This is a genomic window from Cupriavidus oxalaticus (genome assembly GCF_004768545.1).
Classification (GTDB): domain Bacteria; phylum Pseudomonadota; class Gammaproteobacteria; order Burkholderiales; family Burkholderiaceae; genus Cupriavidus; species Cupriavidus oxalaticus_A.
Genome location: NZ_CP038635.1, coordinates 3,336,943 through 3,349,688 on the forward strand (window position 1 = coordinate 3,336,943; position 12,746 = coordinate 3,349,688).

Genomic DNA, 12,746 nt, shown 5'->3' on the forward strand with positions numbered 1-12,746 from the left:
GGCAAGGCACCGGTGCGACAGCGGCTGCGCCCGCGGGCGCGTTGGCTTGCGTTGGGCCCGCGTTGGCCTTACTGGCCGTCGCGCAGCTTGTCGGCACGGGCCTGCGCATCGGCAAAGTTCAGATCACCGGAGTAGATCGCGCGGCCGCAGATGACGCCTTCCACACCCTCGCCCTCGACCGCGCACAGGTTGTCGATATCCGCCAGGTTGGACAGGCCGCCGCTGGCGATCACCGGGATCGACATCGACTGCGCCAGCTTGACGGTGGCGTCGATATTGATCCCCTGCAGCATGCCGTCGCGGCCGATGTCGGTATAGATGATGGCTTCGACACCGTAATCTTCATACTTGCGCGCCAGGTCCGCCACTTCATGCCCGGTCAGCTTGCTCCAGCCGTCGGTGGCGACCTTGCCGTCCTTGGCATCGAGGCCGACGATGATGTGGCCGCCGAAGGCCGAGCAGGCGTCCTTCAGGAAGCCGGGATTCTTCACCGCCGCGGTGCCGATGATGACGTACGACAAGCCGTCGTCCAGCCAGCGTTCGATGGTGTTCAGGTCGCGGATACCGCCCCCCAGTTGCACCGGGATCTCATCGCCGACCTCGGCGATGATGGCCTTGATGGCCGCCTCGTTGCGGGGCTTGCCCACGAACGCGCCGTTCAGGTCCACCAGGTGGAGGCGCCGCGCGCCCTGCTCCACCCAGTGGCGTGCCATGGCGGCGGGATCTTCGGAAAAGACGGTGGCCTGGTCCATGTCGCCTTGTTTGAGGCGTACACACTGACCGTCCTTCAGGTCGATGGCCGGAATGAGCAACATATGCGTGACGAGCGTGGTTGAGTAAGTGAGGTTGAGCGAGACCGGCGAGGCCGGTCAGGTCGGGGTCGAGGTTCGATCGGGAACTGGTCGCTTGACGGGTTGCGTGAAGGGTCAGGGTCAGGGTCCGGTGACGGGTCTGTCTGGTTCTCGGTCGAACAATCGTCAAACAAGCGATTCGGGGTGTCCGGTGCGCCTTATGGATTCCAGTGGACGAAGTTCCGGTACAGCTGCAGGCCCAGGGCCGCGCTCTTCTCGGGGTGGAACTGCGTCGCGAAAATATTATCGCGGGCTACCGCGCTGGTAAACACGACTCCATACTCCGTTTCGCCGGCGATATGGGCCGGATCCTGCGCCTGCACGTAGTAACTGTGGACGAAATAGAACCAGCTGTCGTCGGGAATCCCGGCCCACAGCGGGTGCGGCTTCGCCTGGCGCACCCGGTTCCAGCCCATCTGCGGCACCTTGAAACGCGAGCCATCGGGCTGCGTCATGCCGTCCAGCGCAAAACGCACCACCTGGCCGGGCATCAGCCCCAGCGCCGGTGTGCGGTCCGCGCCAGCACGACTTTCGGTGCTGAACTCGAACAGCATCTGTTCGCCGACGCACACACCAAGCATCGGCTTGCTGCCGGCGGCCTCGACCACCGCTTCCTGCAAGCCCGAGGCGCCCAGTGCCGACATGCAGTCCGGCATCGCGCCCTGGCCGGGCAGCACCACGCGATCCGCGCTGCGGATGCCTTCGGGGGCATCCACCACCCGCACGTCCGCTTCCGGTGCCGCGGCACGCAGTGCCTGCGCCACCGAGCGCAGGTTGCCCATGCCGTAATCCACAATTGCTATGGTAGTCATGATTTCAAAACAGGCAACAATGTCTTCAGCCCGTCCACGATGAATTCAACAGCCAGCGCCGACAGGATCAGCCCCATCAGGCGCGTGCCGATATTGATGCCGGTGCGGCCGATCACCCGGGCGATCGGGTCGGCCGCGCGGAACACCATGTACACCACCGAACCCAGCAGCGCGCCAATGCCCACCAAAATCAGCAGCTGGTACCAGTGCTGGGTCTTGCCGGCATAGACGATCACCGTGCTGATCGAGCCCGGCCCGGTCAGCAGCGGCAGCGCCAGCGGCACCACCGCGATGCTGGACTTTACCTCGGCCTCATCCTCTTCTTCCGGCGTGGCCTTGGTGCGGCCGGTCTGCGCGTTCAGCATGTTCATGGCCATCATGATCATGATGAGGCCGCCACCCACCTGCAGCGATGCCACCGAGATATTGAAGAACTCGATGATCTGCTGCCCCAGCAACGCCGACACCGCCACCACGATCGCCACCGAGATCGACGCGATCTTGATGGTACGCAGCTTTTCCGCTTCGGTCTGCTGGCTGGTCAGGCTGATGAAGAACGGGATCGCCCCGATCGGGTTGATCAGCGCCAGCAGCGAGATAAACGACTTGAGCGTATCCATCGGTTGCGGGTTGCCAGCATCGCTGGCGGTATTGGATAGAGAGGTGGGCGGGCGCCGCAACCAGCCGGCACGCCTACGGGTTCAGGAAGCTCAGAGCGTACCCTTGGTCGACGGGATCGTGTTGGCCGCGCGCGGATCCAGCTCCACCGCCATGCGCAGTGCCCGGCCAAAGGCCTTGAACACGGTTTCGCACTGATGGTGGGCATTTATGCCGCGCAGGTTGTCGATATGCAGGGTCACGCCCGCATGGTTGACGAAACCGCGGAAGAACTCGATGGTCAGGTCGACGTCGAAGCTGCCCACGCGCGCACGGGTGAACGGCACGTGGAATTCCAGGCCGGGGCGGCCGGAGAAGTCGATCACCACGCGCGACAGGCATTCGTCCAGCGGCACGTAGCTGTGGCCGTAGCGGGTGATGCCCTTCTTGTCGCCAATGGCCCTGGCGACGGCCTGGCCGAGCGTGATGCCGACGTCTTCCACCGTGTGGTGGTCGTCGATATGCGTGTCGCCGGTGGCTTCGACCTCCAGGTCGAACATGCCATGCCGGGCGATCTGGTCGAGCATGTGGTCGAGGAACGGCACGCCCGACGCCAGCTTCTGGCGGCCGGTGCCGTCGAGATTCAGGGAAACGCGGATTTGCGTTTCCGAAGTATTGCGGGTGACCTCTGCAACACGCATGGTGTTAATCCTGCAGCGACGCTGCGAATGCCTCAAGGAACTGCGCGTTTTCTTCGGGCGTGCTGACCGTGACGCGCAGACAATTGGCCAGCAACGGGTGCATTTTACTCACGTTCTTGATCAATACCTTCCGCGCCAGCAGGCGGTCGAAGGTCTGTGCTGCATCCGGCACGCGCGCCAGCAGGAAGTTGGCGGCGCTTGGGAACACCGTGACGCCTGCATGCGCGGCCATGCCGTCGGCCACGCGGGTGCGCTCGGCGCGCAGTTGCGCGGCCTGTTCGTCCAGCACCGACACATGCTCCAGCGCGAAGAGCGCGGCGGCCTCGGTCAGCACGTTGACGTTGTAGGGCGGGCGCACCTTGTCGATCTGCGCCAGCCACTCCGGCGCCCCGGCCAGGTAGCCCAGGCGGATGCCGGCCAGGCCGAGCTTGGACACGGTGCGCATCACCAGCAGGTTGCCGAAGTCCGTCAGGCGCGGCATCCAGCTTTGCTGCGCGAACGGCTGGTAGGCCTCGTCGACCACCACCAGGCTGTTGCAGACATCGCCTTGCGCGGCACGGAGGATGGCCTCCATGTCGGCCGCGTCGAACAGGTTGCCGGTGGGGTTGTTCGGATAGGCCAGGTAAATGATGGCGGGCTGGTGCTCGGCCATCGCCGCCAGCATGGCGTCGCGATCGAGAGTGAAGTCGGCGCGCAGCGGTACGCCGACGAACTCGAGCCCGGCAAACTGCGCCGACATCGCATACATGACAAAGCCCGGCACCGGCGCCATCACCGTGGCGCCCGGCTTGGCCGCGGCCAGCGCCAGCATGCTGATGATCTCGTCCGAGCCGTTGCCCAGCAGCACGTCCATGCCGGCGGGCACCTGCATCACATCCTTGAGCCTGGCGCGCAGCGCTTCGCTGCTGGGCACCGGGTAGCGGTTCAGCGCCACCTCGCCCAGCCGCGCGGCCAGCTGCTGGCGCAGCTCCTGCGGCAGGCGGTACGGGTTTTCCATCGCGTCGAGCTTGACCAGACCGTGCGAATCCGGGACGTGGTAGGCGCCCATGGCGCGCACGTCGTCACGGATGATGCGTTCGATCAGGGAGGGCTCTACGGCTGACATGGAAACTCCTGGTTTGACTGCGTTGGTTCAGTAAATCAACTGCGCTTGAAACGGTATTCCGCGCTGCGGGCGTGGGCCTGCAGACCTTCGCCATACGCGAGCTCGGCGGCGATCTGGCCAAGCATCTGCGCCCCGCCCTCGCTGACCTCGATCAGGCTCGAGCGCTTCAGGAAGTCATAGACGCCCAGCGGAGACGAGAAGCGCGCCGTGCGCGAGGTCGGCAACACGTGGTTGGGGCCGGCGCAGTAGTCGCCCAACGATTCGCTGGTATAGCGGCCGAGGAAGATGGCGCCGGCGTGGCGGATCTTCTCGCTCCACTGGCGCGGGTTCTCGGCGGAGATTTCCAGGTGCTCCGGCGCGATCGCGTTGGCGATCTCGCAGGCTTCTTCCATGTCGCGCACCTTGACCAGCGCGCCGCGGCCGGAGATCGACGAAGCGATCACGTCGCGGCGCGGCATGGTCGGCAGCTGGCGCTGGATGCTGGCTTCGACGCGGGCGATGTAGTCCGAGTCCGGGCACAGCAGGATCGACTGCGCCAGTTCGTCGTGCTCGGCCTGCGAGAACAGGTCCATCGCCACCCAGTCGGGGTCGGTGGTGCCGTCGCAGATCACCAGGATCTCGGAAGGCCCGGCGATCATGTCGATGCCGACGGTGCCGAACACGCGCCGCTTGGCCGCGGCCACATAGGCATTGCCCGGGCCGACGATCTTGTCGACCTGCGGCAGCGTCGCGGTGCCGTAGGCCAGCGCGCCCACGGCCTGCGCGCCACCGATGGTGAAGACGCGGTCGACGCCGGCGATCTGCGCGGCGGCCAGCACCAGCTCGTTGCGCACGCCGCCGGGCGTGGGCACGACCATGATGATCTCCTTCACGCCGGCCACACGCGCCGGGATCGCGTTCATCAGCACCGACGATGGGTAGGCGGCCTTGCCGCCCGGCACGTAGATGCCGACGCGGTCCAGCGGCGTCACCTTCTGGCCCAGCATGGTGCCGTCGGCCTCGGTGTACTCCCAGCTGTGGCTGCCGCACTCGATCTTCTGCTTCTCGTGGTAGGCACGCACGCGCGCGGCAGCGGCTTCCAGCGCGGCGCGGCGCTTGGGCTCGAGGTCTTCGAGAGCGGCTTCCAGTTCAGTCTGGGACAGCTCGAGCGCCGCGATCGACGGCGCTTCCATGCGGTCGAAGCGCTTCGTGTACTCCAGCACCGCGGCGTCGCCGCGGACCTTCACGTCGGCCAGGATCTGTGCCGCGGCGCGGTCGATGGCCTCGTCCTCGCCGGCCTCGAAGGCCAGCACCTGGCGCAGCGCCTCGGCAAAGCCCGGCTCGCTGGAATCAAGCCGGCGGATCGGCAGGTTTTCCATTTCGGATACGGTTGCGTTCATGACTTCTTTTCCTTCTCGGTCGGTACCGGCCTGATGTGGCCCGATGTGGCCCTACACCAGCGCCGCCGAAGCGCGTTCGAAAGCGTCGAGGATCGGCGCCAGCCGCTCGCGCTTGAGTTTGAGCGCAGCCTGGTTCACCACCAGCCGCGACGAAATTTGCACGATCTCTTCCACTTCGACCAGATTGTTGGCGCGCAGCGTGCTGCCGGTGCTGACCAGGTCGACGATGGCATCGGACAGGCCCACCAGCGGGCCCAGCTCCATCGAACCGTACAGCTTGATCAGATCGACGTGAACGCCCTTTTTCGCAAAATGCTCGCGCGCGGTCTGCACGTACTTGGTGGCCACCGCCAGGCGCGCGCCCTGGCGCACCGCGCTGGCGTAGTCAAACCCGGCCGGCACCGCCACCGACATGCGGCAGCGGGCGATATTGAGGTCGATCGGCGCGTACAGGCCGGCCATGCCATGCTCCATCAGCACGTCCTTGCCGGCCACGCCGAAGTCGGCGGCGCCGTACTGCACGTAGGTCGGCACGTCCGAAGCGCGCACGATCACCACGCGCACGGCGGGGTCCGAGGTCGGCAGGATCAGCTTGCGCGAGGTCTCGGGATCCTCGGTGACCTGGATGCCGGCGGCTTCGAGCAGCGGCAGCGTCTCGGTGAAGATGCGGCCCTTGGACAGCGCCAGCGTCAGCTGGTTGGGCGATGCGTTGAAAGTGGGGCTCATCGTGCGTCAGTCCTCGTGCTCAGGCAATGCGGCGAATCTTGGCGCCCACTGCAGACAGCTTGTCTTCCATGCGGTCGTAGCCGCGGTCCAGGTGATAGATACGGTCGATCACGGTGTGGCCCTCGGCGACCAGGCCGGCGATGACCAGGCTGGCGGAGGCGCGCAGGTCGGTCGCCATCACGCTGGCGCCGGACAGGCGCGGCACGCCGCTGACCACCGCGGTGTTGCCTTCCACGGCGATGTCGGCGCCGAGTCGGTTCAGTTCCTGCACGTGCATGAACCGGTTCTCGAAGATGGTCTCGGTCACGCGCGCGGTGCCTTCGGCCACGGCATTCAACGCCATGAACTGGGCCTGCATGTCGGTCGGGAAGGCGGGGTATTCCGAGGTGCGGAAGCTCACCGCCCTGGCGCGGTGCGGCATCGCCAGGCGGATCCAGTCGGCGCCGGTCTCGATGCGGGCGCCGGCTTCGCGCAGCTTGTCGAGCACGGCGTCGAGCAGGTCCGGGCGCACGTCGCGCAGCACCAGTTCGCCCAGCGTCGCGGCCGCCGCGCACAGGAAGGTCCCGGCCTCGATGCGATCTGCGACCACGCTGTGGCGGGCGCCGTGCAGCCTGTCGACGCCCTGCACCACCAGCTGGTCAGTGCCGATGCCGTCGATCTTCGCGCCCATCTTGACCAGCAGGTGAGCCAGGTCGGTGACTTCCGGCTCGCGCGCGGCGTTTTCCAGCACGGTTTCGCCTTCGGCCAGCGTGGCGGCCATCAGCAGGTTCTCGGTGCCGGTCACGGTGATCATGTCGGTGACCACGCGCGCGCCTTTCAGGCGCCGGGCACGGGCATGGATAAAGCCATGCTCGATGCTGATCTCGGCGCCCATCGCCTGCAGGCCCTTGATGTGCTGGTCGACCGGCCGCGCGCCGATGCCGCAGCCGCCGGGCAGCGAGACCCGGGCCTCGCCGAAGCGCGCCACCAGCGGACCCAGCACCAGGATCGAGGCGCGCATGGTCTTGACCAGCTCGTACGGGGCTTCGAGCGAGTTGACGTCGGCGCCGTTGAGCGCGACGGTGGCGCCATCCTGCTCGGCGCGCATGCCCATCAGGCGCAGCAGCTTGAGCGTGGTGCGCACGTCCTGCAGGTTGGGCACGTTATCCAGCGAGACGGTATCGGCCGTGAGCAAGCCCGCGCACAGGATCGGCAGCGCGGCATTCTTGGCGCCCGAAACGCGGACTTCGCCCCGTAGCGGACCGTTGCCCTGGATCTGGAATTTGTCCATGTTGTGTCGGTTCTGGCCGGGCCTGGACCCGGCATCATTGTTTTCAACCGCGCATGCGGCGCGGTGCGGCACGGCCTGAGCTTACTTGCCCTCACCTGCCTGCCACTCGGCGGGCGTCAGCGTCTTCATCGACAGCGCATGGATCTCGGCGCGCATGCGGTCGCCCAGCGCGGCATAGACACGCTGGTGGCGCTGGATCAGCCGCTTGCCTTCGAACTCGTTGCTGACGATGGTGGCAAAGAAGTGCTGGCCGTCGCCCTCGACTTCCAGATGTTCGCAGGGCAATCCTTGGGCAATGTATTCCCTGACTTGTTCCGGTGTAGGCAGCATGGGGTTCTCTTCAGCGTATTCAGAATGTGCGCGATGTCAGTGCGGCGGCGCTCAGTGGCGCAGCTTGTAGCCGGATTTCAGCAGCCGCAGCGCCAGCGCCGCCAGCACCACGAAGGCCGATCCCACCACCGCCAGGCTAAACAGCGGCGACACGTCCGAGACGCCGAAGAAGCCATAGCGGAAGCCGTCGATCATGTAGAAGAACGGATTGGCATGGGACACCGCCTGCCAGAAGGCCGGCAGCGAATGGATCGAATAGAACACGCCGGACAGGAAAGTGGCCGGCATGATCAGGAAGTTCTGGAACGCGGCGAGCTGGTCGAACTTCTCGGCCCAGATGCCGGCGATCAGGCCAAGCGTACCGAGGATGCCCGCGCCCAGCAGTGCGAACACCACGATCCAGCCGATGTTGGCAAAGTGCAGGTTGGCAAACCATGCCGTCACCAGCAGCACGCCCAGGCCCACGGTCAGCCCGCGGATCACCGAGGCCAGCACATAGGCACCGAACATCTCCCAGTGCGACAGCGGCGGCAGCAGCACGAACACCAGGTTGCCGGTGATCTTGGACTGGATCAGCGACGACGAGCTGTTGGCGAAGGCGTTCTGCAGCACGCTCATCATCACCAGGCCGGGCACCAGGAAGGCGGTGTAGCTGATCTGGTCGTAGATCTTGACGCGGTCTTCCAGCACGTGGCCGAAGATCAGCAGGTACAGCACCGCGGTCAGCACCGGCGCGGCCACGGTCTGGAAGCTGACCTTCCAGAAGCGCAGCACTTCCTTGTACAGCAGGGTCCGGAAGCCGACCAGGCCGCCAACGGCCATCGGGCCCAGGCGGGCGTCTTCCACCAGTTCGATTTCGCCAGGCTGCTTCATGCCGCGGCCTCCATGGCGGGGTCGGGCAGCGCGCCCGGCATGTGGCCCTCGCGGCGCATGATCTGGACAAACACGTCTTCGAGGTCGGCCTTGTTGATTTCCATGTCTTCGATGTCACAGCCCGCTTCGCGGCAGGCGGCCAGGATCGGCTCGACCGCCTGGTAGCCCGACAGCCGCAGCCGCACCGCGCGCTCGCCCGGGTTGGCCGGCATACGCAGCGGCTCCAGCGCATGCGGCAGGGTGCCCTGCGCGAAAGTCAGCACCAGTTGCAGCCCGGCGAACTGCGTCAGCAGGTTGCTGGTGCGGTCCAGCGCCACCACTTCGCCGAACTTGAGCATGGCGATGCGGTCACACAGCGCCTCGGCCTCTTCCAGGTAGTGCGTGGTCAGGATGATGGTGTGGCCTTCCCGGTTCAGGCGCGAGATGAATTTCCACAGCGTCTGGCGCAGCTCGACGTCGACGCCGGCGGTGGGTTCGTCCAGCACGATCACCGGCGGGCGGTGTACCAGCGCCTGCGCCACCAGCACGCGGCGCTTCATGCCACCGGACAACTGGCGCATATTGGAATCGGCCTTGCTGGTCAGGTCCAGGTTGGCCATGATCTCGTCGATCCAGTCGTCGTTGCGGGTCAGGCCGAAATAGCCGGACTGCAGCCGCAGCGTCTCGCGCACCGTGAAGAACGGGTCGAACACCAGCTCCTGCGGCACCACGCCAAGCATACGCCGCGCCATCCGGTAGTCGGATACGACATCGTGGCCCAGCACACGGACGCCGCCGGAGTCGGCGCGGTTCAGGCCGGCGAGAATCGAGATCAGCGTGGTCTTGCCGGCGCCGTTCGGCCCGAGCAGGCCGAAGAATTCGCCGCGTTCGACGGTGAAGCTGACGCCCTTGAGCGCCTGGAGGTTGCGGTAGCGCTTGCGGACGTCGTGGATTTCAATGGCTTTCATGGCCGTTGTCTGTGGCGTGTCCGGCCTTTTTTGGGGGGCCAGCCGCCTGGAATGGGGAACTACTGTGTGCCCGGATTTCCTGGGCCGGCTTGGCATGCACCGGAATCAGGCGGGGGGAAGGGCGAACAACCCGGAATTATAGGGGATCAGGGGTAGGTCCCGCTTGATCCCCCACCGGATGGTCCGCTGGGCGCGGCGACGCACCAGGCCGTCGCCGGGGCATCGCGTTCGGACGCAATCGCTGCGCCCGGCGATGCCGGATCAATGTCGGTGGTGGTGGCCCGGACGGGAAAGCGCGTCGGCGCCGTTCGCCAGGCCCAGCAGGCCATCGACGCCATACAGGCCGGCCAGCTGCGACAGCTGCGCCGGCACCCCGCGCAGCGACAGCGCCAGGTTGCGCGCGGCTGCGGCACGATGCCACGCCAGCAGCACGGCAACTGCGGAGGAATCCACCTGCGCCAGGCCCGTGCAATCGACCTGCACCTTGCCCTGCGCCCCGCCCTGCGCCACGCGCGCCAGCCCGTCGCGCAGCACGGCCGCGGCGTTCTGGTTGGTCAGCGAGGTACCCAGCGAAAGCATGGTGGCGTCAGGAAACGTAATCGGCTTGGATGGAGAGCAAGGCGGCGCAAACAAAAGCTCCCGCGCTGAGGCGGGAGCCAGTGCCGCGAACGGCCATTGTAGTGCAAGATCGGCGCGCTGTGCTGCATTGCAGCGGCGCGCGCTCGCCGCGGCTTAGCTCTTGGCGTTGGCCAGCTGGCGGTTGCGGTCCTGCAGCGTCTTGATCACACCCTCGACGCCCTGCTGGCCGACGATGGTATTGAAGCTGCCCTTGTAGGCCTCGGTCAGCCACGCACCCAGCACGTTGATGTCGTAGACCTTCCAGCCGTTCGCGGTCTTCTCCAGGCGGTAGTCCATCTGGATCGGCTCGCCCTTGTTGATGACCTGGGTGCGGATGGTGGCATCGGTGTCCTCAGGCGTGCCGCGGTACGGGCGGTATTGCACGGCCTGGTCACGGATCTGCGCGATGGCGCCGGCGTAGGTGCGGATCAGCAGGGTCTTGAACTCCTCGGTGATCTGCTTCTGCTGCTCGGGCGTCGCCTTCGACCAGTTGCGGCCCATCGCGATCTGCGTGGTCTTCTGGAAGTTGGCGTTGGGGATGATCTTTTGCTCGACCAGCGCGGTGATCTTGGCAATATTGCCGGCCTGCATGTCCTTGTCGGCCTTGACGGTCGTCATTACGTCGTTGACCACGGCCTTCACCAGCCCGTCCGGCGTGGCGGCGTCCGTGCCCGACACCTGTGCATGGGCAGCGCCGGCGAAGGCTACTACCGTAAGGAAGGGGACCAACAGTCGCTTAATCATGGATTTTTCCTTCTTTCTCAAAGACGTTTGCCGGCGAAGTACACCGGACTGGCGCCGCCTGCCGGCAGCGGCCTTGCGGTGATTGGAACATAAGCACGGCCCGCGCGTCGCACGGACCAGCGCCTTCTCCGCCACTTCCAAACAAATTGTTTCAGCCCTGACAGGGCATTCACAGCCTGGCGCCGGCCCCCGGGACTGGCGCACAAGGCGCTTAGCGAATGCGGATCACGCCGGGGACGATACGCTGCATCGGCTCCACCGGCGGCACCGGCAGGCTCTGGCTTTCCGGCTGGATGTCGCCCTTGGGAGGCGTGGCGGCCGGGGCCGACGCATCGGCCGGCGGCGTGGCCGCGGGCGCGGACGCATCCGCCGGTTGTGCGGCAGGTGCCGGTGCCGCGGGCGTGGTGGCGCCAGCAGGCTTCTCGCCGGCGTCATCCGGGGCAGCCGGTGCTGCGGGTGCGGCGCCATCGCTGTCAGCGTCGTCGGCTTCCGGCGGATTGCCATCGTAAACCAGGTACTGGCGCCGCTGCAGGTAGGAGTCGCGCAGGAACGAGTACTTGTCCAGCGCCGCCTGCTCCAGCAGGTTGCTCGCGCCAAGCAGCTGCGCGCGGCCCGCGACGATGCGCACGCCGGCCAGCGAATTGCGCAGCGATACCGGGTAGATATAGGCCGACGGGTCGAACTGGCGGTCCACCAGCATGCCGCCGGTATCGCGCACCGAGCTCGGGCCGAACAGCGGCAGCACCAGGTACGGGCCTGGCGGCACGCCCCACACACCCAGCGTCTGGCCGAAGTCTTCCTTGTACTTGGGCAGGCCGGCCGGCGTGGCGATGTCGATCAGCCCGCCCAGGCCAAGCACCGAGTTCATCGCGACCCGCATCGAATCCTCGGCGGCGCGCGTGGGCTTGCCCTGCAGCAGGTTGTTCACCGCCGAATAGGCATCGCTGACGTTGGAGAAGAAATTCTCCACCGCGCGCTGCACCGGCGTCGGCATGTAGTCGGCGTACAGCTCGGCCACCGGGCGCAGGATGCCCTTGTCGAAGTCCTCGTTGATCTTCGAGACTTCGCGGTTAAAGGGCTCCAGTGGATCCTTCGGGTTGGCCGTGGGGCCGGTGGCGCAGCCGGCGATCAGCGCAGCGGCTGCCGCCGCGGCCATCAGGCCGGCCACCGGGCGGCGTGCAACGCGGCCCGGCTTGACGGGGGGGACAACCCTCATTTGGCATCCCCACCCAGCGCCGGCGCGCTGGCGCCGGCCGCGGGCGAGCCGCTGGCACCACCGGCATCCGCCGCCTTGTTGTACAGGAACTGCCCGATCAGGTTTTCCAGCACCACCGCGGACTGCGTCATGGTGATGCGGGCGCCATCGGCCAGCATGGCGGTGTCGCCACCGGCTTCCAGGCCGATGTATTGCTCGCCCAACAGGCCCGAGGTCAGGATCTTGGCCGAGGTGTCCTTGGGAAACTGGTAGCGCTTCTCCAGGTTCATCTCGACGGTGGCCTGGTAGGTCTTGTCGTCGAAGCGGATCGCCGCGACGCGGCCGACCACCACGCCGGCGCTCTTGACCGGCGCGCGCGGCTTGAGCCCGCCGATATTGTCGAAGCGGGCCTGCACGCTGTAAGTGTCCTGGAAGGTAAAGGCGCTCATGTTGCCCGCCTTGAGGGCCAGGAACAGCAGGGCCACAAACCCCGCCGCAACAAACAGCCCCACCCAGAAATCGAGTGTGATCTTTTTCATTGGAATCTCTTTCTTCAACCCTGTAGTGTCTTGTCGCTGTCTTTTTTGTCAGTATCGCC

15 protein-coding genes are annotated in these 12,746 nt (G+C 66.3%); all 15 read right to left on the bottom strand.

Annotated features, from left to right (window positions below; translation table 11 throughout):
* Positions 1 to 68 precede the first annotated feature (68 nt).
* The gene (gene hisA / locus E0W60_RS26210) at positions 69 to 815 is read right to left on the bottom strand and encodes a 1-(5-phosphoribosyl)-5-[(5-phosphoribosylamino)methylideneamino]imidazole-4-carboxamide isomerase (RefSeq protein WP_029047635.1); all 747 of its coding nucleotides are present in this window, start codon (positions 813 to 815) and stop codon (positions 69 to 71) included.
* A gap of 194 nt (positions 816 to 1,009) precedes the next feature.
* The gene (gene hisH, locus E0W60_RS26220) at positions 1,010 to 1,663 is read right to left on the bottom strand and encodes an imidazole glycerol phosphate synthase subunit HisH (RefSeq protein WP_165971443.1); all 654 of its coding nucleotides are present in this window, start codon (positions 1,661 to 1,663) and stop codon (positions 1,010 to 1,012) included.
* Positions 1,660 to 2,283, bottom strand: coding sequence for a YchE family NAAT transporter (locus tag E0W60_RS26225; protein WP_133093465.1), 624 nt, complete (start codon positions 2,281 to 2,283; stop codon positions 1,660 to 1,662). The genes hisH and E0W60_RS26225 overlap by 4 nt, the downstream gene beginning before the upstream one ends.
* A 90-nt stretch (positions 2,284 to 2,373) precedes the next feature.
* Positions 2,374 to 2,961, bottom strand: a complete 588-nt coding sequence (gene hisB, locus E0W60_RS26230) for an imidazoleglycerol-phosphate dehydratase HisB (protein WP_019451384.1) — start codon at positions 2,959 to 2,961, stop codon at positions 2,374 to 2,376.
* Between the two features lie 4 nt (positions 2,962 to 2,965).
* The gene (gene hisC, locus E0W60_RS26235) at positions 2,966 to 4,066 is read right to left on the bottom strand and encodes a histidinol-phosphate transaminase (RefSeq protein WP_135706055.1); all 1,101 of its coding nucleotides are present in this window, start codon (positions 4,064 to 4,066) and stop codon (positions 2,966 to 2,968) included.
* Positions 4,067 to 4,101: 35 nt separating this feature from the next.
* Positions 4,102 to 5,445: a histidinol dehydrogenase gene (gene hisD, locus E0W60_RS26240; RefSeq protein WP_133093463.1), complete on the bottom strand. Its 1,344-nt coding sequence runs from the start codon at positions 5,443 to 5,445 to the stop codon at positions 4,102 to 4,104.
* A gap of 51 nt (positions 5,446 to 5,496) precedes the next feature.
* On the bottom strand, positions 5,497 to 6,171 hold the full coding sequence (gene hisG, locus E0W60_RS26245; RefSeq protein ID WP_029047631.1) for an ATP phosphoribosyltransferase: 675 nt from the start codon (positions 6,169 to 6,171) through the stop codon (positions 5,497 to 5,499).
* A 19-nt stretch (positions 6,172 to 6,190) separates the two neighbouring features.
* Positions 6,191 to 7,441: a UDP-N-acetylglucosamine 1-carboxyvinyltransferase gene (gene murA, locus E0W60_RS26250; RefSeq protein ID WP_135706056.1), complete on the bottom strand. Its 1,251-nt coding sequence runs from the start codon at positions 7,439 to 7,441 to the stop codon at positions 6,191 to 6,193.
* Between the two features lie 81 nt (positions 7,442 to 7,522).
* Entirely contained in the window at positions 7,523 to 7,771 is a 249-nt protein-coding gene (locus E0W60_RS26255; RefSeq protein WP_133093461.1) for a BolA family protein, read from the bottom strand.
* Between the two features lie 51 nt (positions 7,772 to 7,822).
* Positions 7,823 to 8,644 carry an ABC transporter permease gene (locus E0W60_RS26260; RefSeq protein WP_133093460.1) on the bottom strand — a complete coding sequence of 274 codons (822 nt, stop codon included), beginning with the start codon at positions 8,642 to 8,644 and terminating at the stop codon, positions 7,823 to 7,825.
* Positions 8,641 to 9,591 carry an ABC transporter ATP-binding protein gene (locus E0W60_RS26265; protein WP_133093459.1) on the bottom strand — a complete coding sequence of 317 codons (951 nt, stop codon included), beginning with the start codon at positions 9,589 to 9,591 and terminating at the stop codon, positions 8,641 to 8,643. Before E0W60_RS26265 ends, E0W60_RS26260 begins: the two co-directional genes overlap by 4 nt.
* Positions 9,592 to 9,852: 261 nt before the next feature.
* Positions 9,853 to 10,170 (bottom strand): STAS domain-containing protein, encoded by a 318-nt coding sequence (locus tag E0W60_RS26270; protein ID WP_133093458.1) that lies wholly within the window; start codon positions 10,168 to 10,170, stop codon positions 9,853 to 9,855.
* Positions 10,171 to 10,323: 153 nt separating this feature from the next.
* Positions 10,324 to 10,953 carry an MlaC/ttg2D family ABC transporter substrate-binding protein gene (locus E0W60_RS26275; RefSeq protein ID WP_133093457.1) on the bottom strand — a complete coding sequence of 210 codons (630 nt, stop codon included), beginning with the start codon at positions 10,951 to 10,953 and terminating at the stop codon, positions 10,324 to 10,326.
* Between the two features lie 211 nt (positions 10,954 to 11,164).
* Positions 11,165 to 12,169, bottom strand: coding sequence for an MlaA family lipoprotein (locus tag E0W60_RS26280; RefSeq protein ID WP_371703153.1), 1,005 nt, complete (start codon positions 12,167 to 12,169; stop codon positions 11,165 to 11,167).
* On the bottom strand, positions 12,166 to 12,687 hold the full coding sequence (gene mlaD / locus E0W60_RS26285) for an outer membrane lipid asymmetry maintenance protein MlaD (protein ID WP_133093456.1): 522 nt from the start codon (positions 12,685 to 12,687) through the stop codon (positions 12,166 to 12,168). Before mlaD ends, E0W60_RS26280 begins: the two co-directional genes overlap by 4 nt.
* Between the last annotated feature and the right edge of the window lie 59 nt (positions 12,688 to 12,746).

Coding starts and splice junctions, on each gene's coding strand:
- hisA (WP_029047635.1), bottom strand. CDS start 815: ATGTTGCTCATTCCGGCCATCGACCTGAAGGACGGTCAGTGTGTACGC.
- hisH (WP_165971443.1), bottom strand. CDS start 1,663: ATGACTACCATAGCAATTGTGGATTACGGCATGGGCAACCTGCGCTCG.
- E0W60_RS26225 (WP_133093465.1), bottom strand. CDS start 2,283: ATGGATACGCTCAAGTCGTTTATCTCGCTGCTGGCGCTGATCAACCCG.
- hisB (WP_019451384.1), bottom strand. CDS start 2,961: ATGCGTGTTGCAGAGGTCACCCGCAATACTTCGGAAACGCAAATCCGC.
- hisC (WP_135706055.1), bottom strand. CDS start 4,066: ATGTCAGCCGTAGAGCCCTCCCTGATCGAACGCATCATCCGTGACGAC.
- hisD (WP_133093463.1), bottom strand. CDS start 5,445: ATGAACGCAACCGTATCCGAAATGGAAAACCTGCCGATCCGCCGGCTT.
- hisG (WP_029047631.1), bottom strand. CDS start 6,171: ATGAGCCCCACTTTCAACGCATCGCCCAACCAGCTGACGCTGGCGCTG.
- murA (WP_135706056.1), bottom strand. CDS start 7,441: ATGGACAAATTCCAGATCCAGGGCAACGGTCCGCTACGGGGCGAAGTC.
- E0W60_RS26255 (WP_133093461.1), bottom strand. CDS start 7,771: ATGCTGCCTACACCGGAACAAGTCAGGGAATACATTGCCCAAGGATTG.
- E0W60_RS26260 (WP_133093460.1), bottom strand. CDS start 8,644: ATGAAGCAGCCTGGCGAAATCGAACTGGTGGAAGACGCCCGCCTGGGC.
- E0W60_RS26265 (WP_133093459.1), bottom strand. CDS start 9,591: ATGAAAGCCATTGAAATCCACGACGTCCGCAAGCGCTACCGCAACCTC.
- E0W60_RS26270 (WP_133093458.1), bottom strand. CDS start 10,170: ATGCTTTCGCTGGGTACCTCGCTGACCAACCAGAACGCCGCGGCCGTG.
- E0W60_RS26275 (WP_133093457.1), bottom strand. CDS start 10,953: ATGATTAAGCGACTGTTGGTCCCCTTCCTTACGGTAGTAGCCTTCGCC.
- E0W60_RS26280 (WP_371703153.1), bottom strand. CDS start 12,169: ATGAGGGTTGTCCCCCCCGTCAAGCCGGGCCGCGTTGCACGCCGCCCG.
- mlaD (WP_133093456.1), bottom strand. CDS start 12,687: ATGAAAAAGATCACACTCGATTTCTGGGTGGGGCTGTTTGTTGCGGCG.